This is a genomic window from Massilia sp. Bi118 (genome assembly GCF_918697865.1).
In the GTDB taxonomy this organism is placed as follows: domain Bacteria; phylum Pseudomonadota; class Gammaproteobacteria; order Burkholderiales; family Burkholderiaceae_D; genus Telluria.
In genome coordinates this window covers 533458-558368 of record NZ_CAKKMV010000001.1, presented here as the reverse complement: position 1 = coordinate 558368, position 24911 = coordinate 533458, and the positions used below count along the sequence as shown (strand labels likewise).

The following is a 24911-nucleotide window of genomic DNA, read 5'->3' as shown; positions in this document are numbered from 1 at the left end:
GATGATCATTAATCACGTAGCGTTTTGATCGCTGCAGCGCCGAGCCCGAAGTTCGCCAAAATTTGCGTCCACTCGCGCGCACCCTGAGTGAACTTCGTCCACGCAGTCTGCTTGTCCAGCTTCTCGGGCACAACAATCGTATCGCCCGGCATAACTTCGAGGCCACCGATCTTGCCGAAGAACCAGCCCTGCGATTCCGACGACACCACAGTGCCGTCCACTCGCAGCACGAAGGCATTGTCAATATCAGCATCCGAGGTCGTACCGGCCAGCTTTAAGTAGTCCTTAACGCGGCTGTTTGCCTTCCACAGCGGCGACGCTTCGACGTTAACCGCACCGAACACGTGCACGAAGGCCGGCTTCGACGGCACGACGAGGCGGTCGCCGTTCTGCAGCGTGACTTGCGGCAGGCGCGCAAATGAGCGCTCGTTCGGATCTAGGCCAAAAGCGATACGGCCGGTCGGTTGCAGCTTGCGGAATCGAGCGATTCGTTCTTCCGCAAGGCGGCGCTGGGTTTCGAACTGAGCAGCAGTAGCAGCGGCGTCGGTTGGAGACCGGGCCGCCAGATTCGCTGCTTGGGCTGACTGTTCACTACGGACCTGCGCTTCCAGACGATCCGCAGCACGCTGCAGGTTCGCCTGTTGCTCTTTCTTCACCTCTTCGCGGAAGAAGCCAGTACCAAACAGGTAGGCATTACCGGTCGGACCGCCGGCCTTCGCGATCAGGCTCTGCAGCGTATCGCCAGCAGTCATCTGATACACGCCCGGCACCTTGACCTCGCCCTCGACGCGTACGAACACCTGGCGCTTGTCCATCGGCACCGCCACATCTTCCTGCGAGAAGATGGTCACGGTGTCACCCGGCTGCAGCTGGACGTTGTCCGGACCGGTCGGGTTGGTGAACACGGCGCCCAGATTGAACGGAACCAGTTGGACGCTCAGGTCCGATCGGTTCACGCGCTCGACGACGGCGTAATCCCAGTTGATCGGGGCGATCAGGTTACCGATGCGCGCAGCGATCTTGTCCGCATCTTCGGTCGTATCCTTTTCGAGGTCGCCGGCCGCCACCACATTGTTCTGACGGCGGGTCGATTCGCGCGTAATCAGATACTCACGCGAAGGAATCAGATCGCTGACGCGCATGCCCTGCTTGAACGGCGCGCGCACCGGCTGGTCGACGTTACCGCGCAGGATCACGGCGTTCGAGAAGTCCGGGGTGATCGAGGTTACGTTGAGCACGTCGCCATTCTTCAGCGGACGCTGCAGGCCTTCGGTGTTCAGCGCAAACTCTTCCACGCTGCGCGGATGGCTCTTGGTCGGGTCGATGCGCTCGAGGTAGGCACGGCGCGGATCGGCCACCACCGGCAGGCCGCCGGCGACGTCGAGCAGCGAGGCGACGCTGTCGCTGCTGTTCTTCAGTTCGTAGATAGCCGGGCTGTTGACCTTGCCCACCAGCGCCACATAGCCGCCCGCCGGCGGGATGTAGATGGTATCGCCGTCCAGCAGCTTGATGTCGGCGGACTTGTCGCCCTTGGCGATGAACGAATACAGATCCAGTTCCGCCGCGACCTTGCCGCCGCGCTTGACCTGCACGCGGCGCATGCTGCCGTTGGCGTTCGGACCGCCGCTTGCGAACAGGGCCGTGACCAGGGTCGACAGGCTCGATACGGTGTAGGTGCCGGGACGGCTGGCCTGGCCGACGACGTACACGGTGATCGCGCGCAGCTGCCCGAAATTGACGCTGACCGTCACGCCCTTGTACAGGCGCGCCACGGCATTGCGGATCACGTTTTCCGCTTCGCCGGCCTTGACGCCTGCCAGCACCACCGAACCGATGGTCGGGATATTGATCGTGCCGTTACGGTCGACAGTGGCGCGGAAATCGATATCGATGGTGCCCCAGCCGCGGATCATCAATTCATCGCCAGGGCCCAGCGGATAATCGCTGGGGACCGGGGAATTCAGGATAGGCGCAAAGGTCGACGGTGCATTCGCGAAGAATTCGGAACCGAAAATCGGCAATACCCTGCCGGTATTATCTGCGATGAATTTTTGGAATTCGCTCAATGGCGCATTTTGCTCGGCCATTTGCTTCGGGAGCTGGCGGGAATCCATTCCCTCCCTTGCGCCATTTGCCGGCACCGCAAAGCGACCGGTCTGGTTCATTCCATTCGCTGCCGCACGACCCTGCCCCTGAGCTTGACCGCTTGCCAGGCCTGCCGCCGTGTTGGTGATCGTCAGCTTGCGAGGCGAGGCGGATGCGGGCGCAGGAGCCGAGTCACCGACGGACGACGGCGTTTCCTGGCCGAACATGTCGGCCTTGCTGGCCTCCTGGGCGGAAGCGGCAAAAGCAGTCACTGCTAGGGCGACGGCTGTAAAACTCTTGTTTAACTTGAACATTGGTCTTGGGAGGAATGGGGCGTGGACGCGTTTCAAACAGCCTGCCATTTTACCCGAGGGCAATGGGGATAGGAACCCTTTTGTTGTCTCCGTTTCTACTCAATTCGTCGCCATTGATGTGAAATTCGGCATATCTGCCACAGTCCAATACCCCTTCGATGGGGGATTAGCAAGAGCGCAAAACGCGCCGTCTTTATCTATGCGTAGATTGATCTTGCCGATGTAATACCAGCGTGATTTTTGGTGAGATTGTGAACGATTACCATATTCACAAATCGATTAACAGAACATCAAATATGTTGAAATCAAATTAATATGAATAGACGATTTGATATAAAAATATTTCAAACGATTTGCCTGGTAATTGCGACAATTTCACAGACGGCCTACGGCGCACCTGAGAGCGGAGACCTGCTGGCCGCCCGGCGCGACGCCGAAGCCCGCGCCGCCATCGCCGAGGCCGAACGCGCAGAGCTTCTCGCCCGCCTGCCGCCCTCTTCCCTCAAGCCGCTGCAGGGAAATATCGACACGAAGCAGTTCGGCGCCGCCGGCCTCGCCAAGGCCTTCGACCTGGCGCGCGAGCTGGCGGTCGAGGTCTGCACCGCCCTCCCCGCCGACCGCAAAACCACCATCTACGAACCCGCCGCCGCCCAGGGCATCCTGGCCGCGCGTCAGGTGGCGGATGCCATCGAGCGCCTGAAGGACGACCTGGCGAAGCAGAACAAGGAATTGCAGCAGGTGATCGAAGCGCATACGCCGAAAGGCAGCTCGGCCGCTATCGCCTTCACCCTGCTCACGGCGGTGCCGGCCACGCTGAAGGCCGGCGCCGACCTGTCTTCGCTGTTCAAGACCGACGTATCGGTACAAGGCATCGGCTACGGCGATGGCGCCAGGAGCCTGTTCACGACCCAACTGGCGCACGGCTGCCCGGACAAGCTTGCGGGCCTGGGCGCCGGCTACCTCGGTGAGCTGGATGGCAAGCAGTACGCCTCGCTACTCTCCCGCGTGCGTGCGCTGGCGGCGCAGCGTGGCGAGTTCGCGCAGCGGATCGGCGCCGTGGAGCGCCTGGCGGATGCGGCCAAGGGCGAGGAGAAGCGCGAGCTGGCGGCGGTGGCCTCGGGAGCGGGCGCGCTGCTGAAGACGGTCGACGCCTTCATCGATTCGCTCAGGGCCGGCGAGACCGGCGATCGCAGTCCGCTGTTCAATGCGGCGCGCTACCTGGGCTATGCGGCGCGCACCGAGGGCATGCTCCTGCTGGATTTCGATTTGCGACTGGAGGGGATGACGATCGTGAAGGATGGGCTGTTCACGGGGCAGAAGCTGCGTTTGTCCGGGGTGGCTTTTCTCTGGTATCGGGTGCATGAGCCGGATGGGACGCTGCGGGTGGCGGATGCGGTGCGTCGGGTTTCTCGGCCGGTGGAAGTGGATTTGAGAGGCGACAGTGTGAGCGGGGATTTTTTCAACTCCGCTTACTGAACTTGGGTCCCCGCCTTCGCGGGGACGACGGGTGGAGGTTAACGCTCCAGGCGTTTTACTTTTTGCTCAATGGCGCCGAAGATCGACTTGCCCTTCTCATCCAGCATCTCGATGCGGATCGTGTCTCCGAAGCGCATGAACTGGGTGACCGGCTGGCCGAATTCGATAGTCTCCAGGCAGCGCTGTTCGGCAATGCACGAGTAGCCCTTCGAGGCATCCTTGTTCGACACCGTCCCCGAGCCGATGATGCTGCCGGCGCGTGCGTTGCGGGTCTTGCACAGGTGGGCGATCAGCTGCGGGAAGTTGAAGACCATGTCGACGCCGGCTTCCGGCTGGCCGACCAGGCGCTCGTTCCAGGTCGAACGCAGCGGCAGGTGGACCTTGCCGCCCTTCCACGCATCGCCCAGTTCGTCCGGGGTCACCGCCACCGGCGAGAAAGCGGTGGCCGGCTTCGACTGGAAGAAGCCGAAGCCCTTTGCCAGTTCGGCTGGGATCAGGTTGCGCAGCGAGACGTCGTTCGCCAGCATCAGCAGGCGGATCTGCTGGTGGGCTTCGTCCGGCGTCGCGCCCATCGGCACGTCGCCCGTGACCACGGCCACTTCCGCCTCGAAGTCGATGCCCCACTCCTCGTGGGCGAGGACGATGTCGTCCATCGGGCCGATAAAATCGTCGCTGCCGCCCTGGTACATCAGCGGGTCTTCCCAGAACGAGGCCGGCATCTCGGCGCCGCGCGCCTTGCGCACCAGTTCGACGTGGTTGACGTAGGCCGAGCCGTCCGCCCATTGGTAGGCGCGCGGCAGCGGCGCCATGCAGCGCGCCGGGTCGAAGTCGAAGGGACGGCGGGTGCGGCCGGCATTCAGCTCCTCGTACAGCGCCTGCAGCTGGGGGGCGATGAAGGCCCAGTCGTCGAGGGCGGCCTGCAAGGTGGGCGCGATACCGTCGGCGATGTGGGCGGTTTTCAGGTCACGCGCAACGACGGCCAGCTGGCCGTCGCGCGATCCGTCGTTGAAGGTGGCAAGTTTCATCCCGCCATTGTAGTGCAGCGGCGGCGCAGAGCGTCAAACAAGGCCTCCAGGGCAAGGCGCATCGTCGAAGACAGTACGTTAGTACGGCGAGACGATGCAACGCCGCCATGGAGGTTTTGTTTGGCGCTCTCAGAACGAACCGAGCAGGCCGACGCCCACCACGTTCTGGTAGTAGTTGTAGTCGATCAGGCTTTGCCCGTAACCGGAAAAGTACTGTACATAGCCCTTGAAATGGCCGGCCAGCGGGAAGGCCCAGCTGAGCTGGACCGCGCCGCGCTCGGTCGAGAAGTTCCGGCGCAGCAGGGCCGAATAATCGTGGCCATTGTTGCGGTAGGTGACGGTCAGGTCGCCGCGGCCCATGTAGTCGACGATGTCTGGATTGTTGTCCTCACTGGCCGCTTCGTTAACGCGTTTCCACACCCGCCCGAGCACGGTGAAGCCGGCGCGCTCGAGGCCGACCTGGGCGTAGTACCGGTTCCAGCTGCGCGACAGCGTCGAGGCCTGCCCGTTCGACTGGTGCACCACGCCCAGGTTGAGGAAGCTCGCGTGCATGCCCAGCACGTCGAAGTTCAGCGGCGTCACCAGCATCAGTTCGGGCTGGTAATTGGTCTCGCGGAAGGGGCTCGAGGCCTTGCGGTTGCCGGCCTGCCAGAAGCTGTTCTGGGTGTAGCCGAACCAGAGATCGACCGGCTTCTTCGCGATGCCCTCCACCACCTTGGTCTTGAAGCTCAGCTGGTAGACCAGTTCGTTGCGCGCCAAGTCGGTGTTGAAGTCGGCAAGGTCGCGGAAGGGCCGGTAGGGTTCGTCGTTCGGATGCGCGGTGCGCGTGACCATCAGGTAGTTCACGTTGTGCGGCCGGAAATTGAACACACCGCGGCGGTGCTCCTGGTCCAGTTCCCAGTGGTCCGCCAGGCTGAAGCCGCGGATCTTTTCCGGCGACAGGTCGAGCGATGCCTGGACTTCGCGGTCGACCTCGACTTTGGCGGCGGCGGGTGCGCTGGTCGCGACGGTGGCCGGCGTCGTGTTGACGCCGGCCAAACGGTCATAGCAGGCGAGACGCAGGGTGGAGTCCGTGATCTGCACGCAGCCGGACAAGTCCGGGGCGGCCTGCTGGGCCAGGGCTGGGTTAAAGATGAAGAGTGTTAAAACGGAGAGGAATCTATACGAATTCGGAGGCATGGGTCGTTATCTTGTTGACAAGCATCGAGATAACGAGTGTGGCGGAAATGCGTCAATTACGTCGCACGGCACACGGTCGTTCCCGCCGCTTCTCGTCGCCCCCGCGAAGGCGGGGGCCCAAGTTCTGCTTGAGCAATCGATACGCATGCAAACTTGGATTCCCGCCTTCGCGGGAATGACGGCTACGGCACCAGCAAATCCAGCTGCGCCTGCTCCAGGAAACACCACTCTCCCTCCTTCAGGCCCAGCGCCTCCAGCGTCAAGCCGCCGATCTGCGAGCGGTGCAGCGCCGAGCAATGGTTGCCGGCGGCCGCCAGCATGCGCTTGACCTGGTGGTACTTGCCCTGCTCCAGCACGATCTCGAGCAGGTGCTCGCCGCGCTGGATGCAGCTCACGGCCGCCAGCGGGGCCGGCTCATCAATCAGCTGGACGCCGGCCAGCAGCTGGTCGACCAGGGCCTGGGTCACCGGCTCCTGGGTCGTCGCCTGGTAAACCTTGGGCACGTGGCGCTTGGGCGAAGACTGGGCGTGGATGAAGGGACCGTCGTCCGACATCAGCAGCAGGCCGGTGGTGTCGTGGTCGAGGCGGCCGACCGGCTGCACTTCGCGCCAGGTAAACTGTTCGGGCAACAGGGTCAGCACGCCCGGATGGTGGCTGGGCTTGCGCGAGCATTCGAAGTTGGCCGGCTTGTAGAGGGCGATGTAGACGCGTTCGCGGTAGACCCATTCCTCGTCGAACACGGTCAGGACCAGGCCGTCGGTCTCGACCGCCGTCTTGTAGTTGTCGTGCACTTCGCCATGGATGGCGACGTCGCCGTCCTCGATCAGGGCGCGGCAGTATTTGCGCGTGCCGAAGCCTTGCGATTGCAGCACGCGGTCAAGGGATAGTTTGCTCATGGGGCGCGACTTTAACAGAACCGATGTATATGGCAAAGCTCAGATAGTTCAACAGTTTGAATCCGTGTCTAGGACACGTTTGACGAACATCAAAAGCGCCGCGATTCCTGTTGTTACACTGAAACCTCGTTAGGAATCGACCTACAAATATTGAGCGTAGGACTACGACTACATAAGAGAAAGAGGATAAAGTGCACATCGAACAGCATCAAAACCGCGAGCCTTTCCCGCTACGGACGAGCCCGAGCCGCTATTACCGGCCCGCCGCCGAAGATTACGTCGCCGTCTTTCCGACCCGCCTTGCGCTTGCGCGCTGGACCCGGGGCGGCGACATCCCGCACGTCTTTTCGTCCGCTCGCCATGCTCCCATGCGCGCCGCATGGTATGCCCAAGCCCAGCGCCAGTTCCAGGCCTGGCTTGAGGCTGGCGGTTTTCATGCCGATTCTCATGCCGAATAAATGAAAACGACGGCTTTCGCCGTCGTTTCCTCCCATTGCGGGATCCAACCTGAGGAATGAAGTTCACTCGATACCGCACGTATGCGGGTCTGTAGTTGTAAGCTACAAAACAACTATAGCCGACGCTCCGGAAGTTTCAAGGCGAATATTGATTGATCAGCGCAGGCTAGGCACCGCCCCACGATAAATCGACTTCACCGCGCCCGACCCCACCGAGGCGCCGAATTTCTTCAGCACACGCTCCGGCAGGCCTTCATGGGCGGTGTAGTCGATGATGTCCTCGGCCTTGACCACGTCGCGGGCCACGGTGTCGACCGTGCCGAAGCCGTCGGCCAGGCCCATCTCGACCGCCTTGGCGCCGGTCCAGTACAGGCCGGAGAAGATTTCCGGATTTTCCTTCAGGCGCTTGCCGCGGCCGGCGCGCACCACGGAAATGAACTGCTCGTGGATTTCGTTCAGCATGGTCAGCGCGTGCTGCTTCTGCTTGTCCGACTGCGGGCTGAAGGGATCGAGGAAACCCTTGTTCTCGCCGGCCGTCAGCAGGCGGCGCTCGACGCCCAGCTTGTCCATCAGGCCGGTAAAGCCGAAGCCGTCCATCAGCACGCCGACCGAACCGACGATGCTCGCCTTGTTTACATAGATCTTGTCGGCTGCGGCCGCGATGTAATAGCCGCCCGAGGCGCAGATTTCGTCCACGACCACGTACAGCGGCTTGTTCGGGTAGCCCTTCTTGAGGCGCTGGATCTCGTCGACGATGATGCCGGCCTGCACCGGGCTGCCGCCCGGGCTGTTAATGCGCAGCACCACCGCGGCCGAACCGGCGTCGGCGAAAGCCTTGTTCAGGGACGGGATCACGGTGTCGGCGGCGCCGCTGCCTTCGTCGTCGATGGCGCCGTCGATTTCGATCAAGGCGGTATGGCGGCCCAGCGATTCGAGGTCGGATCCGGTGTAGAAATCGGAATACGCCCAGATCGCGAACAATGCCACCAACAAGAACGAAATTTTGAAGAAGATTCCCCAGCGCCGCGCAGCCCGCTGCTCGCGCACGGTGGCGAACACCAGCCGCTCCAAGGTTTCACGCTCCCAGTTGCGAACCGTGCCTGGGCCGTCGTTCGCTTTCTGATTCTCGTTGCTGTTGTTTTCGCTCATAAGTGTCTGCTTGATTTACTTTGGCGCCTGGAAATGCTGGTCCGGCTGCCAATACACGCCATTCTCCGTTTCGCGCACGGCAATGGGGCGCAGCCTGCCGCCCCGGCATGGCCCACCGGTGCAGACGCCGGTTTCGGGCACATAGATCGCGCCATGCGTGGAACACATCAGGTACAGCTTGCTCGACTCGAAGAATTCGCCCTTGAACCAGTCCAGTTCCACCGGGATGTGGGCGCAACGGTTCAGGTAGCCATAGACCTTGCCGCCATGGCGCACCACGAAGCCGGTCGCTTCGTCCCCAAACGCGACGACGGGAAAGCGCACGCCGGTGCCGCCGTCGGCCAGCGCATCGGACCCGCAGATATAGACTTCGTTCGCCTCGCTCATGCGTTCTCGATCAGCCACTGGTGAAGTTCCGGCACGTTCTTTGCCGTGAAGATCGGGTGACATGCCTGCAGTTGCTGCACAGGATGCGCGCCGTACTCGACCGCGAGGCCGGCCGCGCCCGCATTGTTGGCCATAAGCAAGTCGTGCGTTGTGTCGCCGATCATAACGGTACGGCGCATGTCCTGCCCCAGTTCCCTTGTCAATTCTTGCAACATTGCAGGATGGGGCTTGGAAAATGTCTCGTCCGCGCAACGGGTCGCATCGAAGGTCGACAGCAGGCTGCAGGCGTTCAACGCGCGGTTCAGGCCGACCCTGCTCTTGCCGGTGGCGACCGCCAGGAAATAGCCGAGCTGGGACAGCTCTTCCAGCATCGCCGGCACGCCCTTGAATAGCACCAGTTCATGGTCTTTTGTCAGGAAATGGTAGCGATAGCGCTCCACCATGCGCGGATACAGGACCGGATCGATGTCCGGCATCACGGCCTGCATGGCCTCAAGCAGGCCGAGCCCGATCACGTGCGCGGCCGCGGCGTCGCTGGGAACGCCGAGGCCGAGGTCCTTGGCGGCGGACTGTATACATTTGACGATGGTGGCGGTGCTGTCCATCAGCGTACCGTCCCAATCGAAGACGATCAGATCGAATTGCTTGCGAGCCATTATGAGTGTTTGCCTATTGGTTGCCCCAAGCTTACCAAGAAACGCTCACACTCCGCCGGAAGCGGCGCCGTCAGGGTCATCGGCTTGCCGGTTTCCGGGTGCTGGAAGGTAATCCGGTAGGCGTGCAGGAACATGCGCTTGAGGGCGCCGCGCGCGTCGTTTGCCTTCTGAAGCTGCTTGTTCAATGCAAAATCGCCGTATTTCTCGTCACCCGCGATGGGGAAGCCGCTCGACGCCAGGTGCACGCGGATCTGGTGCGTGCGTCCCGTCTTGAGCTCGGCTTCGAGCAGGGCGAAGCTTTCCCATTTGCGCAAAAGATTGAACACGGTGTGCGCTTCCTGGCCGCCGGCCTGCACCACCACGCGGCGTTCGCCGTCGCCGGTCGTGAATTTGTGCAGCGGCAGTTTGATGTGCTGGCGCGGATTGGTCCAGTTGCCGCTCACCAAAGTCAGGTAGCGCTTGTCGGTACTGCCCTCGCGCATCTGCTCGTGCAGGCTGGTCAGCGCCGAACGCTTCTTGGCCAGCAAGAGCAGCCCCGAGGTTTCGCGGTCCAGGCGGTGCACGAGTTCCAGGAACTTGGCCTGTGGACGCGCCGCGCGCAACTGTTCGATGACGCCATACGACACGCCCGAGCCGCCATGCACGGCGACGCCCGCCGGCTTGTCGATGACGAGCAGGTGGCTGTCCTCGTGGACGATGGCAAACTCGGCGCCGGGCACCGGGGCGTTGCCGGCAGCCTTTTCGGCGATGCGGATCGGCGGGATGCGCACGACGTCGCCGGCTTGCAAGCGATACAACTGATCGATACGCCCTTTGTTCACGCGCACTTCGCCGGAGCGGAGGATGCGGTAAATATGGCTTTTTGGGACACCTTTACAGACGCGCAGCAGGTAGTTGTCGATGCGCTGTCCAGCTTCTTCTTCGGCGATCGTTACAAGCTGGACAGAATTCTTCTCTAAGTCCTTCATTTTGAATATATAATCGACAGGCGGCGGTCAAACCTCTGCAGGTGTAAGAATTAAAACGATATTTTACACAGGGGGCGTCTTCGTCGGTCCCGCTAAATGCGAATTCGATGAAGAAAAAACGTGTACGCACGGTCTTGTGAGCGCCAGGGTTGCACCGCAGTTGTAATCGGGTAGCGCACAGGACTGCAGGATTGGATTGTTTGGAATCTTAAGGATAAGTACCGGCAAGCCGGCTTTTTCGGCTCGCCGGGTGATGGCGTCGATAACGCTTGTCGTTTGCGCCGGACCCGCTGCAAGGATCCCCTATGGGAACCCGCAGGCCAAGGCTGATAGATCGCCTGGCCCAGGTTCCCGATGCGGCCGCCCCGCGGTCCGGCTGTGGTCGCTGTTAGCACCCGCCCCGAGGCCCTTTGCGCCGCCCTGACCGGGCCGCGCCGGCCAAACAAGGTTGCGGCGTGCGCGCGACAATGACGTTCGATGCCATTTGCGCCCTGTGGCCGGCAATGCCGTGCCACCCCCGGGCATACCACCGCCAACACTCCCCTCCCCGCGTACGTTTCTAGCAATTACAACGGTCTACGGGCCGCGGAGTTAATAAAAATGAAACGTATGTTGTTTAACGCTACGCAGCAAGAGGAGCTGCGCGTAGCGATTGTCGACGGCCAAAAACTGATCGACATCGATATCGAAACCGCTGGTCGTGAACAGCGCAAATCGAATATCTACAAAGGTGTCATCACCCGCATCGAACCCTCCCTTGAAGCCTGCTTCGTCAGCTACGGCGAAGACCGCCACGGTTTCCTCCCCTTTAAAGAAGTCGCCCGTTCCTATTTCCGTGATGGTGTCGATGTCCGCAATTGCACCATCAAGGAGGCATTGCGCGAAGGCCAGGAAATCATGGTCCAGGTGGAGAAAGAGGAGCGCGGCAACAAGGGCGCGGCACTGACCTCCTTCATTTCCCTGGCTGGCCGCTACCTGGTCCTGATGCCGAACAATCCGCGTGGCGGCGGCGTTTCGCGCCGCGTCGAAGGCGAAGAACGCCAGGAACTGCGCGAGACCATGGACAAGCTGGACCTGCCGCAGGGCATGTCGGTGATTGCCCGCACTGCCGGCATCGGCCGCACGGTCGAAGAACTGCAGTGGGACCTGAACTACCTGATGCAACTCTGGCGCGCGATCGAAGGCGCCGGCAAATCGGCCCCCGGCGCTTTCCTGATCTACCAGGAATCCTCGCTGGTCATCCGCGCCATCCGCGACTACTTCCAGCCCGACATCGGCGAAGTCCTGATCGACACCGACGAGATCTTCGACCAGGCCCAGCAGTTCATGAGCCACGTGATGCCCGACATGGCGCACCGCGTGAAGCGCTACACCGACGACGTCCCGCTGTTCTCGCGTTTCCAGATCGAACACCAGATCGAGACCGCGTACTCGCGTACCGTCCCGCTGCCGTCGGGCGGCGCGATCGTGATCGACCACACCGAAGCCCTGGTCTCTATCGACGTCAACTCGGCCCGCGCGACCCGCGGCTCAGACATCGAAACCACCGCCTTCAACACCAACTGCGAAGCGGCCGACGAAGTGGCCCGCCAGCTGCGCCTGCGCGACCTGGGCGGCCTGATCGTGATCGACTTCATCGACATGGAAGTCGCCAAGAACCAGCGCGAAGTCGAACAGCGCCTGAAGGACGCCCTGCACCATGACCGTGCACGCGTCCAGATGGGCAAGATCTCGCGTTTCGGCCTGATGGAACTGTCGCGCCAGCGCCTGCGTCCGTCGCTGTCGGAAGGCTCGCACGTCACCTGCCCGCGCTGCTCGGGCACCGGCCACATCCGCGATACCGAATCCTCGGCCCTGCAAGTCCTGCGCATCATCCAGGAAGAGGCGATGAAGGAGAATTCGGCCGCGATCCACGTGCAGGTCCCGGTCGACGTCGCCGCCTTCCTGCTGAACGAAAAGCGCGGCGAAGTGCTGAAGATCGAGACCCGCCACCGCATCACGGTCATTCTGGTGCCGAACAAGCACCTCGAGACCCCGCACTACAAGCTCGAGCGCATCAAGCACGACGATCCGCGCCTGGAAGACGCCGCCTCCAGCTACACGCTGGCAGAGTCGGCCGAGACCGACATGGCTTTTGCCAAGCGCCAGAAAGAAGAAGCCAAGCCGCGCCAGGAAGCCGTGGTCAAGACCATCACCCCGGCCCAGCCGGCGCCGGTGGTCGAGCGCCAGCCTGCGAAGGCCGAGGCAGCCCCTGCCCCGGTCGCGCAAGCCGCGCCTGTGATCCAGCCGCCGGCGGAGCAAGGTTTCTTCGCCAAGCTGCGCAACTTCTTCTTCGGCACGCCGGTTGCCGTGACCCCGCCGCCGGCCCCGGCCGCAGCGCCGGTCAAGCCGGCTGAACCGGCGACGGCAGCCGCCGAACGCGGCGACCGCAACCGTGGCCAGCGCAATGGCCGCGGCGGACGCACCGGCACCGGCAAGGGCCGCGAGCGCGAGGACCGCGAACAGGTCGCGAAAGGCGCAAGCGTCGACGAGACCGTCAAGCCGGCCGATGCCGAAGGCAAGCCGGCACGCCAGCCGCGCAAGCCGCGTGAACAGCGCGAGCCGCGTGAAGCACGTGAGCCGCGCGAGACCCGCGAGCAGGCGCAGGCCGAGCTGCAAGCCCAGCTGGCGCCGCGCGCCGAGCGTGCCGAACGCGGTGAGCGTCCGGAACGTGCCGAGCGTCCGGAACGTCAGCCGCGCCAGCCGCGTGAGCGTGCCGAACGCGCACCTGCGCTTGACGCCAAATCCGACGAACTGAACGTGGTCCAGGCCACAGCTGCGACCAGCGTCACGATCGCATCGACCGGCCCGAACGGCGAGCAGGAAATCATCCAGGAACAAGTCGTGAAGACCGTCACCACGATCGGTCCGAACGGCGAGGAGCTTGACACCGAAGGTGGCGACGAGCCGCGCCGCCGTCGCCGTCGTGGCGGCCGTAACCGTAACCGCCGCGACCGCGAAGATGGCGACGTCATCGAAAACGCGAGCGGTGAAGAAGGCGCACCGGCCTTCGCACCGGTGGCCGATGAAGAAGCCGCCAAGTTCCAGGCCGAGTCCAAGGCTGCGAAGACCAAAGGCGCCAAGCCGGCCAAGGCTGCAACGCCGGGTCCGTGGCCCTTCCCGACCGCTGCATCCGTGAAGGCCGCTGCCGATAAAGCCGCTGCCGAGAAGGCCGCCGCCGAACACGCCGCCGTCCAGGCGCGCGCCGAGGAAGCTGCTGCCGCCGCGCTGAAGGCTGCCGCCGAAAAAGCTGCCGCCGATGCCGCGAAAGCAGCAGCCCAGAGCCCGTGGCCTTTCCCGACTTCGCAGTCGGTGGCTGAGGCGAATGCACGTGCTACCGCTGCCGCCGAGGCGGAGGCTGCTCCGGTTGTTGCTGAGGCCCCCGCTGCTGCTCCGGTTGCTGCTCCGGCCGCTCCGGCGCCGGTTGAAGTTGCCGCACCGGTTGCTGCCGCTCCGGCTCCGCAGCCTGTCGTGATGCCGGCGCCCGTTGCACCGGTGGCGCAAGCGCCGGCCGCCGATCTGGGTGAAGTACTGGCCCAGGCCGGCCTGCAACTGGCCGCAACCGATCCGGAAAAGCTGCGCGCCGCGCAGGAAGCTGCCGCGCAGTCCCAGCAGCCGGTCCGTCTCGGCCGCACCCGCAAGGTGGCCCCGCCGCCAGTGCAGGAGCCGCTGATCCAGGTGGATACGACGCGTCAGTAAGCAGGGTTTGAGCCGTCATCGCGCGGCTTTTAACAAAGGGGGAGCTTCGGCTCCCCTTTTTTATTAAGTAAGATAAGCAATCTTCGCGCTCATCCGTGTAGAAGTGCCGCCCCCCCTTACCAGTGTGCAAGGCCCTGTACTCTGAGGGTTTAAGTGTATTTCGAACTTATTCATGCTCGTCCAGTCAAACGAAAACATGTAATTGACGTCTTGAGGAACTGCTGCCGTGAAGCGAGCGTTTAGGCATACCGCCTCATCAGCTTCGGATTGCTCGACACTCTTGGCGCACCGCATCCGATTGGTACCTAACAAGTCTCAGTGCAATTACCTCGCGCGCGCTGCAGGCACTGCGCGTTTTGCATATAACTGGGCGCTGGCCGAGTGGGGGCGCCAGTATGCCGCGTATAAAGCCGACCCGAAGTTGACACGCCCATGCGCCGCCGCGCTAGGACGCCAGCTCAACAGTATCAAGCGAAGTGAACTCGCTTGGATGTTCGACGTAACTAAGTGTGCTCTACAAATTGCGATCATTCAGTTGGGGCGTGCTTTCGAAAATTTTTTCGCTGGTCGTGCACGCTACCCGACATTCCGGCGCAAGGGCCTCAACGACCGCTTTTCCATTTCCAACGACCAAGTCCAAGTCGACGGCAAACATATCAGAATCCCTAAGCTCGGTTGGGTGCGTATGCGCGAAGCCCTGCGTTTTGCAGGCCACATCATGTCGGTAACAGTCTCATGCAAGGCCGGTCACTGGTACGCCAGTATTACCGTCAATACTCCCGATGTCCCCCGACCGTCTTCCGAAAACCAAGGCGCGGTCGGGGTGGATCTAGGCATTTCGCATTTAGCGACGCTATCGAACGGCGAGAGCGTCGACGGACCAAATGCGTTGCACCGCTTGCTGGAATGTGTGCGCCACCTTTCACGTGGATTGGCCCGCAAAGTGATGGGCTCTGCAAATCGCGCTAAGGCCAAAGTGAAACTCGCCAGATTGCATGAGCGGATTAGCAATATCCGTCGTAATAGCCTGCACAAGCTCACCACTGACCTGACCAGACGCTTCCATATAATCGGCATTGAGGATCTAAATGTCAGGGGCATGCTCAAGAACAGGAGGCTGGCGCGGAGAATCATCGACATGGGATTTTATGAGTTCCGGCGCCAACTCGAGTACAAGGCTTCGAAATGTGGATGTAAGCTTATCGTGGTAAATCGCTGGTACCCGAGCAGCAAGACGTGTTCGCATTGTGGCTACGTGCTCGAAGTAATGCCTTTGGCAGAGCGCAGGTGGAACTGCCCACGCTGTAGCACGGCGCTCGACCGTGACGTCAACGCGGCAGTCAACCTGATGAACATGGCGGTCAGTTCTACCGTCACTGCCTGTGGAGGGGAAGGCGCTGACCTGGTGCGCAAACACTAGGTGAAACCGGCTCCGACGAAGCAGGAATCCAGCAGCGAAGCTAAGTACGATTAGCTTTGCATCGGTCTGGAAGAACGGGGCGTGCTATCGTATTGGCATGTCTGAAAAAATCATCATGCTGGGCGACGCCCGCTCCCCGGCGATGCCGATTCCGGCGGACCTGCAGGCGCCGACCGGGCTGCTGGCCGACGCGCTCGGCCGGCCGCTGCACGACCTGCGCATCTCGGTCACGGACCGCTGCAACTTCCGCTGCGTCTACTGCATGCCGAAGGAAGTCTTCGACAAGAACTACGCCTACCTGCCGCATTCCTCCCTGCTCAGCTTCGAGGAGATCACGCGGGTGGCGCGCCTGTTCATCGCCCACGGCGTCGAGAAGATCCGCCTGACCGGCGGCGAGCCGCTGCTGCGCAAGGACCTGGAGCGCCTGGTCGCGCAACTGCGCGAACTGCAGACGCCCTCCGGCCGCCCGCTCGACCTGACCCTCACCACCAACGGTTCGCTGCTGGCGCGCAAGGCCCGCAGCCTGAAGGGTGCCGGCCTGGATCGCGTTACGGTCTCGCTCGACGCCATCGACGACGCCATTTTCAAGCGCATGAACGACGTCGACTTCGCGGTATCCGACGTCCTGAACGGCATCGACGCCGCGCATGCCGCCGGTCTCGGCCCGGTCAAGGTCAACATGGTGGTCAAGGGCGGCATGAACGACAGCCAGATCCTGCCGATGGCGCGCCACTTCAAGGGCTCGCCGACCATCCTGCGCTTCATCGAATACATGGACGTGGGCGCCTCGAACGGCTGGAACATGGACGAGGTGATCCCGTCCAGCGAAGTAGTGCGCCGGATCTCGGCCGAGATGCCTCTAACACCCATCGGCGCCAACTATCCAGGTGAGACCGCGTCGCGCTGGCGTTACGCGGACGGCGCCGGCGAGGTCGGCATGATCTCGAGCGTGACCCAGGCCTTCTGCAGCGACTGCTCGCGCATCCGCCTGTCCACCGAGGGCAAGCTGTACACCTGCCTGTTCGCGACCCGCGGCCACGACCTGCGCGCCCTCCTGCGCGAAGACCGCAGCGATCTCGAGATCGCATCAAGCATCGCCCAGCTGTGGAGCCGGCGTGCGGACCGCTATTCCGAGACCCGCACCATCAACACGGAAGGCCTGTCGCGCGGCGGCTCTGCGAAGAAAATCGAAATGTCTTATATCGGTGGTTAAAACAAAATGAATATTGCATCGATCAGCGGCCTGGTCCTGGCCGGCGGACGCGGCACGCGCATGGGCAGCGTCGACAAGGGCCTGCAGCCCTTCGGCGGCTCGACCATGGCGGCGCACGTGCTCGAACGCCTGCGCCCGCAAGTGGCGACCGTCGCCATCAACGCCAACCAGAACCTGGACGCCTACGGCGCCTTCGGCGTGCCGGTGTGGCCCGACGATACGCCGGGCTATGCCGGTCCGCTGGCCGGGCTGGAAGCGGGTCTGCGCCGCTGCGCGTCACCTTATTTATTGGTAGTCCCGTGCGACTCGCCTTTCCTGCCTTCCGACCTGGCTGCGCGCCTGTCGGCCGGTTTGCAAGCGGCTGACGCCGACCTTGCATTGGCCGTCACCGAAGAGAACGGACTGCGCCAGCCGCATCCGGTGTTCTGCCTGGTCAAGGCCGACAAGGCCGAGGTGCTGTCGAACTACCTGGCCGCCGGCGGACGCCGCATGGATGGCTGGTACCCGCAGATCAAGGTGACCGAGGTGCTGTTCGAAGATGCCTCGGCCTTCCGCAACATCAATACCCGCGACGAACTGCAATCGCTGGACCCTGCACGTCCTCCGCGTCTGGCGGACGTCGTCAGCTGCCTGTCCGCCTACGACCCGGACGCCCTGCCCGTGCGCGACGCCCAGAAGATCATCCGCGACTTCGTGGCGCCCGTGCGCGCGACCGAACAGGTGGCGTTGCGCTCCGCGCTGGGACGCGTGCTGGCGGCCGACATCGTCTCGCCGATCAACGTGCCGGCCCACGACAACTCGGCGATGGATGGTTATGCGCTGCGCGGTTCGGATCTGTCTGTCGATGGGGACGTTCGCCTGCGCGTGATCGATACGGTGTATGCCGGCCGTACTTCTTCTGCCGTGCCGTCTGGCGGCGAGTGCGTGCGCATCATGACCGGCGGCGTGATGCCGGCCGGCTGCGACAGCGTGGTGCCGCAGGAATTCGTTCGTGAAGAGGGTGGCGTCATCGTCATGGCCCCCGGCACTATCCGCCCCGGCGACAACCGCCGCTTTGCCGGTGAAGACCTGAAGCTTGGGAGCGCCGCCCTGCGTAAAGGAAAAGTCATCCGGCCGGCGGACCTGGGCCTGCTGGCGTCGCTCGGCGTGGCCGAAGTGCCGGTGCAGCGGCGCCTGCGCGTCGCCTTTTTTTCGACCGGCGACGAGCTGCGCTCGATCGGCCAGCCGCTGGATGAGGGCTGCGTCTACGACAGCAACCGCTACACCATCTACGGCATGCTGCAGCGCCTGGGCTGCGACATCATCGACATGGGCGTGGTGCGCGACGACCCTGCCGCGCTCGAAGCGGCGCTGCGCGAGGCTTGCGAGAACGCCGACGCCATTATCACCTCGGGCGGCGTCTCGGTCGGCGCCGCCGACTACACCAGGCAGATCATGGCGCGCCTGGGCGACGTCACCTTCTGGAAGATCGGCATGCGCCCGGGCCGCCCGCTGGCCTTCGGCCGCATCGCCTCCGGCGGGAAAAGCGCATTCCTGTTCGGGCTGCCGGGCAATCCGGTGGCGGTGATGGTGTCCTTCTACTTCTTCGCGCGCGAAGCGCTGCTGCGCATGATGGGGGCGGAGGCGCCTTTGGAGCTGCTGCGTGCGCGGTCGGTGGCTTCGATTCGCAAGAAGCCGGGGCGTACCGAATACCAGCGCGGCGTGCTGTCGCGCGGCGCGGATGGGCTGCCGGAGGTTCGCATCACGGGTTCGCAAGGATCGGGGATCCTGCGCTCGATGTCGGAGGCGAACTGCATGGTGGTGCTGCACGATGAGCAGGGTGGCGTGCAGGCGGGCGAGATGGTGGATGTGTTGATGTTCGAGGGCTTGATTTAAATTCCGTCGCGGTCGGGCCTCTATGCGTAATTGGTATTACGCATTGGCTTTATTGATATCAATGTGGTGCTGATGCAGGTTCCTAGTATTGGGCAGTTGTGCCCATACTAATCAGGAACCTGAATGAACCTCCAGGATTTGTTCGCAGGATCAAGCGGATTGACCGAGGCTAATCGCCCCATCCGCATTCGGCTGTCGAAAGAGCGGCAACTGCTCGAAGACGTTTTGCTGGTCAAGCGCGTTACGGGAAGTGAAACCCTGTGCGGCGGACTTGAATACCGCCTCCTGTGCGTATCGACACGCGCAGATCTCCCCTTAAAGGAATTCATTGCTCTGCCGGTGGCGATCCAGTTCGTGACGGATCGTGGCGAGCTTCGCGCGGTATGCGGCATCGTCGCGCAAGCAGCGGCCGGCGAAAGCGATGGCGGCTTGGCGACTTACGAACTGCTCGTGCGCGACGCGTTGGCGATGATGGAATATCGCACCAATACACGCATCTTCCGCAACCTGAATGAACTGGACATCGCCCAGGTCATTATCAACGAGTGGCGCCGCAGTAATCCGATACTTGCCCAGGCCTTTGATGTGGATTGGACGTATGTGACCGGTACCTATCCGGCGCGTGCATTCACCATGCAGCACAACGAGTCCGATGCAGGATTTCTGCGCCGCTTATGGAAACGACGCGGCATTGCCTGGTTCATGCGGCCCGGCCAAGCGAGCCGGGCACAAAGCCAGGACATACCGGCCCATACCTTGGTGCTGTTCGACGACGCCTACAAGCTGCCGCAAAACGCCGCAGGGACCGTGCGCTATCACCGGGATGACGGTACCGAGCAAAGTGACACCATCATCGCATGGAGTCCGGTCCGCAAAATCACGCCTGGTAATCTCAATCGCCTGAGCTGGGACTACATGCAAGGCCGTCCGGCGACCAGCAATTCGCCATCCCGTATCGATCAGGGGACGACGGGCAACCAGTTCGCTGCCAGCCTCGACGACTACCTGATCGACGTGCCGCATGCGGGGGAGAATGGCGAAGATTACCGGAACCTTGGCGAACTGCGCATGAAGCGCCATGAGTACGAATCCAAATGTTTTTACGGCGAAGGCAGCGTGCGTGCGCTGTGTATTGGCGAATGGATGGCCTTGAGTGGCCATCCGGAAATCGACACGCATCCGGCCAATGAACGGGAATTCGTCGTCACGCGCCTGGAAGTCGATGCGGAAAACAATTTGCCCAAGACCGTCAACGACCGCATACAGCGCCTGTTTGCGCTCAATCGTTGGGATGACGGTCCTTCTGGCGGCGCGCTGCGGCAAGCCAGCGAAGAACGCGGCATGCGCTATACGAACCGCTTTGCCTGCGTGCGCCGCGGCATTCCGATCGTACCTGCTTTCGACCATCGTATCGATTTGCCGCGTCCACAAATGCAAAGCGCGATCGTGGTCGGGCCGCCCGGTGAAGAAGTGCATTGCGACGAGCATGGACGCGTCAAAGTGCGCTTTCCCGGCACCAGAATCGAAGACCACGACAACGCGCAAGGTGCCGGCGCCAGCGATAGCGACCGCGACTCCGCCTGGGTAAGGGTCGCCAGCACATGGGCCAGCAATCAGTGGGGAGCGAATATGCTGCCGCGTGTGGGCGACGAAGTCATGGTCGATTTTCTGGGCGGAGACCCGGACAAGCCGATCATCGTGGCCCGCGTGTATGGCCGAATGGCCCCGCCTCCTTCTTTCAGCCATACCGGAACGCTCCCCGGGAACAGATACCTGGCCGGCATCAAGAGCAAGGAAGTGCAAGGCAGGCGCTACAACCAACTGCGGCTAGACGACACACCGAGCCAGATCAATGCGCAACTATCTTCGGAGCACGGACATAGCGAACTGAATCTCGGATGGCTCACCCATCCGCGCCACGACGGCAAAGGTGAAGCCCGGGGCGAAGGCGCCGAGCTGCGCAGCGATCTCGCCGTCGCGGTGCGCGGTGCACAAGGTGTGCTAATCAGCGCGGCCGCGCGTCAGAAAGCCAGCGGCAAGCAACTCGACCGGGACGAATTGACCAGCTTGCTCGAGGCGCTGCAAGGTGTGCAGGAGCAGTTATCGGCTTTGTCGGCGACGCATCATGCGGACGACACCGATGCCAAGGAACTCAAACAACTGATCGATTACCTGAAGCAGTGGGAGACCGGCAGCAATACCGAAAGCGGTGCTACGGGTGCTGGTGGCCAACCCGTGGTCGCGCTATCCGCGCCTGCGGGCGTTGCAATGACCAGCCAGGACAACATCGCGATCGGCGCGCAAACGCATGTCGACGTGGTCAGCATCGGGAATACCCAGTTGTCGGTCGGTCGAAAGCTGCTGGCGCGTGTTTCGGAGAGCATCAGCCTGTTCGCGCATCGGCTCGGCATCAAGCTGATCGCCGCGAGTGGCAAGCTCGAACTGCAGACCCATGCCGACGATATTGAGCTCACCTCTTCCAAGCGTATCGTCCTGACCGCCACTGAGGAGATCGTGCTGCAGGCGCCGAAGATCCACGTGGTAGCGCAAGGCGCGCAAGTGGATATCGGTGGCGGCGCCATCACACAACAGAGCAGCGGCGAGCACACCATCAAGTCTTCGAAATTTGCGCATGTCGGGCCGGGGGGCGGTAGCCCGGTTGCCGTGCCTTCGATCGCAAGCGAGTCGGCGCACGATCAGCAGACGGTTCTTCGATGGATTGGCACCGATGAGCCGATGAAGAACCAGCGCTATCGCATTACGACGGAAGACGGACGCACGTTCGAGGGACGGACCGATGCGGCTGGTCTGACGGAGCGATTTACCAGTGCGATTCCGTTCGGGCGCTACAGCATCGAAGCCTTGGACGACTGATTTCACGGGGAGAATACGATGACGACTGCCGAACATCCCTTGCCCGCGCAAGCGCATGCTGGCGCCGCCCGCAAAGCCGAAGGGTTTGCGACACCGAAGCAGGATAAAAAACCGCAGTGCGCGCGGATGCTGCCGAAACGGGTGCTGCCCATCGTCTTTTTGCCGGGGATTATGGGGTCGAATTTGCGGATGAGTGCGGAGCGGCAGAAGGAAATGCGGCGGAAAGACAATATCGCGTGGCGGCCGGACACGCTTGACCCGTCGAAGCCAATCAATATCACCGCTGCCGCCAACGAAAGCCCAGCCGATCGCCAACTGCAACTGGACCCATTACAAACGACTGTAGATATTTACGATCCCTCTGGACTTCGGGACGTAGCGGGAGACGGACGCCATGGTAATGTCGAACTCACCCCGAACTTCGACTCTGCATTACTAGCGAGCGATCCAGTCGCCTTACCTGGCGGCGGCACTGCTGTACAAAAAGCACGTGCACGAGGTTGGGGCGAAGTCTTTTTCAAGAGCTATGGGCAACTCCTGCAACATCTTGAGTCACGCCTTAACAGCACATTTCTAGAAGGCAAGCTCCGTTCAGAGTGGCATGATGTCGTGGGAGTGGATCCAAAGACCTGGGGTGCAGATCCGAAACTACCCCAACAGGTATTAACAGCGGAAGACCTCAAAAAGCTTGCGACGGGCTGCTGGTTTCCAGTTTATGCGTTTGGTTATAACTGGTTGCAATCGAATGGCGACAGCGCAAAGATTATTGCTGCCCGAATCAGTAAGGTCATCAACGATTTCAACGGTTCAGGCTACGAATGCAATCAAGTGATTGTTGTAACCCATTCGATGGGCGGACTTGTCGGTCGTGCCCTTATTCACCCCAAGTTCGGTAATTTGCAAGACAAGGTGTTGGGTATCGTGCATGGCGTGATGCCAGCCATTGGTGCGCCTGCAGCTTATCGACGCATGCGCGCAGGTTTCGAAGATCCCGGCCTGCTTAGTGCTAGCAAAGCCAATATCGAAGCGAGCGTTGCTGCCAAAGTAGCGGGGAATCATGGTGATGAAGTCACGGCAGTGCTGGCGAACGCGCCTGGTGGGCTTCAATTGCTGCCTAGCGAAGCATACGGAAATGGCTGGCTACGCGTTCACCACAATGGGCATGACCTAGAAGCTTGGCCAAAAAATGGCGACCCTTACAACGAAATATACAAGTTGGAGGGTAAATGGTATGCATTGTTCCGGAAGGATTGGATCAACCCTTCCGGACGCTCATTCCGACAAGGAGGAGGAACGTTCAAACGTACTTGCGAATATCTCGACGTAGCCAAAGTCTTTCATCAAATGATTACTGAAACCTACCACCAGAACAGCTATGCCCATTACGGCGCCGATAGCAAGCGGCAAAGTTTCGGTGAGGTGGTATGGGAAATCATGAATTGCACCGCCGCGATCGGATGGCAAAACTGGCCGATTCTTGGAGATAACAAACAGGGCCAATTGAGGTTGGTTGACTGGGATCCTGGCGCGGTAAATAACATCGCTAGCTTACTGGCCGAGGATGTCGTTCCCGCCCCAGTATTCGCAAGGATCCTGCCGGCTTCGTCTCCCGGAGACCAGACCGTACCCGCCAAATCTTCAGACCATCAACTGCACAGCGGTAGTTTCAAAGGTATATTTCGCCAAACCGGATACGAACATCAGTCCAGCTACAAAGACCCGCGGGCTGTTGCCGCTACCTTGTACAGTATTGTTCGGATTGCTCAGAACGCCACATGGAAAAACGAGAAGGGGTAATTGCGTATGGCTCTTACGAAATACTTGTCCTTTATTCTTCTCTCAAGCGCGGCATTGCTGCTCACTGCCTGCGATCCCAAACCCCAACAATGGAAAAAGTCGAACATGATCGCGCTCTCACCCCGTATTCAACCAATGTTCGAAAAAACCAAAACCGTTTGCTTCGGTAGATTTATGGTAGAGGTACCTGCAGCGACGACTGTGGCTTGGGGTGGAGCCGATATACCGTTGGGCGTGAATGTCTACCCAAATGGCGTTGAGGAAGTAAATGCGTTGGCGCAAAAGCTCATCAATGAGTTGAAAAGCGAAAAAGCTATTTATCTCAACGATATCCCTTTGCTGATTTCAGTTGAGAACTTGAAAGACCCCGAAGGCCAGATCGTAACGGGTTATGATGGTTTTGAAGCAATTGGGGCACTTAAAATCAACGGATACTTTAGACTCAATGACGATGGCGTTGTCATCGACGCCCGCCCCCTGAAAGACCGTCGGGAGAGTGCTACAGCTCGCATTAAGAGCATGGCTCACCGTTTGCGCCTGCGCGGCGAAAACGAGATTCCGACCGAGCCCGGCAACTGCATCGAATACGCCTTCCTGCCAGATGAACCGGGGCCGCCCAAAGAGCCGCCGGCTGAACTCCTGAGTATCGGTTTCCGCCTAAAGGAATTTCCAGACGTGCACCTTTCGATCCAAATTCGCCCGTCGAACCCTCATTACTCCGAAAGCGACTCGCTGGAATGGCAACTGGAGCGACTGGAGAAGGATCTGAAAGCAGAAGATCCCAATCATCCAATGTTGAAAACTGTCTATTTTCGAAGAGGCCCTCGCCAGATCCATGACTGGATAAATGGCTTTGAGGGCTTGTCACGTTCGCCAGAACAAAGCACTGTACACTCAGTTCATGATTTCGCTATCGCGTTCAGAGGCGTCGCGGGGGACTATTTGAAACCCTTTGCGGATATCCGTATGCAAACCGGCGTCGCCAATAACGCCGTCGGCGCCACCAAAGCCAGCCTGACCAACGAAGAAGCCATCGCCGTCTGGGACAAGATCACCAGCACGATCCGCGTGCGCCCGACAGGGACAGCCGCCAAGACCGCCGACGCGGGACCACAGTTGCCGCTGGGAGAACTCGCCGCCACCGGTCGCGTTTGCCCGCAAACCGGCTGGTGGGAAGCCGACGAACCTGCAGCGACACAAGAAGGCCGGCGCCAGCACATCAAGGCCGGCGAAAGAATGCCGCATGTGGTATCGCTTGGCGAGCCGTCCCTGTGGCAAAAACTAAAAGGGGAACGCCCCTCTTACCAAACGGCGACCGTATGGAAACTGGTCGGATACGGCGATCCGCCAGCCCCCACCCACCTGGCAACAGAGACGCCAACAGACAAGAAAGGCTGAGCG

17 protein-coding genes are annotated in these 24911 nt (G+C 61.5%); 9 read left to right on the top strand and 8 right to left on the bottom strand.

From position 1 onward, the window contains the following. Positions 1-8: 8 nt before the first annotated feature. Positions 9-2399 carry an SLBB domain-containing protein gene (locus LQV39_RS02485; protein WP_230020037.1) on the bottom strand — a complete coding sequence of 797 codons (2391 nt, stop codon included), beginning with the start codon at positions 2397-2399 and terminating at the stop codon, positions 9-11. A gap of 315 nt (positions 2400-2714) precedes the next feature. On the opposite strand from LQV39_RS02485, the gene LQV39_RS02480 reads away from it, so the two are divergent. After that, positions 2715-3875, top strand: a complete 1161-nt coding sequence (locus LQV39_RS02480) for a hypothetical protein (RefSeq protein ID WP_230020035.1) — start codon at positions 2715-2717, stop codon at positions 3873-3875. Positions 3876-3913: 38 nt separating this feature from the next. Here LQV39_RS02480 and LQV39_RS02475 read toward each other — a convergent pair whose 3' ends face one another. From LQV39_RS02475 to LQV39_RS02465, 3 genes are all read right to left on the bottom strand, one after another. Further along, the gene (locus LQV39_RS02475; RefSeq protein ID WP_230020034.1) at positions 3914-4900 is read right to left on the bottom strand and encodes a fumarylacetoacetate hydrolase family protein; all 987 of its coding nucleotides are present in this window, start codon (positions 4898-4900) and stop codon (positions 3914-3916) included. 129 nt (positions 4901-5029) lie between these two features. Beyond that, the gene (locus LQV39_RS02470) at positions 5030-6079 is read right to left on the bottom strand and encodes a phospholipase A (RefSeq protein ID WP_230020033.1); all 1050 of its coding nucleotides are present in this window, start codon (positions 6077-6079) and stop codon (positions 5030-5032) included. A gap of 182 nt (positions 6080-6261) precedes the next feature. Beyond that, positions 6262-6975 (bottom strand): pseudouridine synthase, encoded by a 714-nt coding sequence (locus LQV39_RS02465; protein WP_230020031.1) that lies wholly within the window; start codon positions 6973-6975, stop codon positions 6262-6264. 191 nt (positions 6976-7166) lie between these two features. Here LQV39_RS02465 and LQV39_RS02460 point away from each other — a divergent pair, with 191 nt between their 5' ends. Next, entirely contained in the window at positions 7167-7433 is a 267-nt protein-coding gene (locus tag LQV39_RS02460; RefSeq protein ID WP_230020030.1) for a hypothetical protein, read from the top strand. Between the two features lie 156 nt (positions 7434-7589). Here LQV39_RS02460 and LQV39_RS02455 read toward each other — a convergent pair whose 3' ends face one another. Genes LQV39_RS02455 through LQV39_RS02440 form a run of 4 tightly spaced genes read right to left on the bottom strand, consistent with a single transcriptional unit; the run spans position 7590 to position 10593 of the window. Next, the gene (locus LQV39_RS02455) at positions 7590-8582 is read right to left on the bottom strand and encodes a S49 family peptidase (protein ID WP_230020029.1); all 993 of its coding nucleotides are present in this window, start codon (positions 8580-8582) and stop codon (positions 7590-7592) included. Between the two features lie 15 nt (positions 8583-8597). Then, positions 8598-8969, bottom strand: coding sequence for a Rieske 2Fe-2S domain-containing protein (locus LQV39_RS02450; RefSeq protein WP_230020028.1), 372 nt, complete (start codon positions 8967-8969; stop codon positions 8598-8600). Continuing rightward, positions 8966-9625 carry an HAD-IIIA family hydrolase gene (locus tag LQV39_RS02445; RefSeq protein ID WP_230020027.1) on the bottom strand — a complete coding sequence of 220 codons (660 nt, stop codon included), beginning with the start codon at positions 9623-9625 and terminating at the stop codon, positions 8966-8968. The genes LQV39_RS02450 and LQV39_RS02445 overlap by 4 nt, the downstream gene beginning before the upstream one ends. Continuing rightward, positions 9625-10593 carry an RluA family pseudouridine synthase gene (locus LQV39_RS02440; protein ID WP_230020026.1) on the bottom strand — a complete coding sequence of 323 codons (969 nt, stop codon included), beginning with the start codon at positions 10591-10593 and terminating at the stop codon, positions 9625-9627. The genes LQV39_RS02445 and LQV39_RS02440 overlap by 1 nt, the downstream gene beginning before the upstream one ends. Positions 10594-11193: 600 nt before the next feature. Between LQV39_RS02440 and LQV39_RS02435 the strand changes: the two genes are divergently transcribed. From LQV39_RS02435 to LQV39_RS02405, 7 genes are all read left to right on the top strand, one after another. Next, a complete protein-coding gene (locus tag LQV39_RS02435; RefSeq protein ID WP_230020025.1) occupies positions 11194-14331 on the top strand; it encodes an Rne/Rng family ribonuclease in 3138 nt (1045 codons plus the stop codon). A gap of 226 nt (positions 14332-14557) precedes the next feature. Beyond that, the gene (locus LQV39_RS02430; RefSeq protein ID WP_230020024.1) at positions 14558-15751 is read left to right on the top strand and encodes a transposase; all 1194 of its coding nucleotides are present in this window, start codon (positions 14558-14560) and stop codon (positions 15749-15751) included. A gap of 97 nt (positions 15752-15848) precedes the next feature. Continuing rightward, entirely contained in the window at positions 15849-16964 is a 1116-nt protein-coding gene (gene moaA / locus LQV39_RS02425) for a GTP 3',8-cyclase MoaA (RefSeq protein ID WP_290368542.1), read from the top strand. A 6-nt stretch (positions 16965-16970) separates the two neighbouring features. Then, positions 16971-18839, top strand: a complete 1869-nt coding sequence (gene glp, locus LQV39_RS02420) for a gephyrin-like molybdotransferase Glp (RefSeq protein ID WP_230020023.1) — start codon at positions 16971-16973, stop codon at positions 18837-18839. Positions 18840-18962: 123 nt separating this feature from the next. Then, a complete protein-coding gene (locus LQV39_RS02415; protein WP_230020022.1) occupies positions 18963-21713 on the top strand; it encodes a type VI secretion system Vgr family protein in 2751 nt (916 codons plus the stop codon). A gap of 18 nt (positions 21714-21731) precedes the next feature. Beyond that, a complete protein-coding gene (locus LQV39_RS02410) occupies positions 21732-23510 on the top strand; it encodes a triacylglycerol lipase (protein WP_230020021.1) in 1779 nt (592 codons plus the stop codon). A gap of 6 nt (positions 23511-23516) precedes the next feature. Then, a complete protein-coding gene (locus LQV39_RS02405; RefSeq protein ID WP_230020020.1) occupies positions 23517-24908 on the top strand; it encodes a T6SS immunity protein Tli4 family protein in 1392 nt (463 codons plus the stop codon). Positions 24909-24911: the final 3 nt, after the last annotated feature.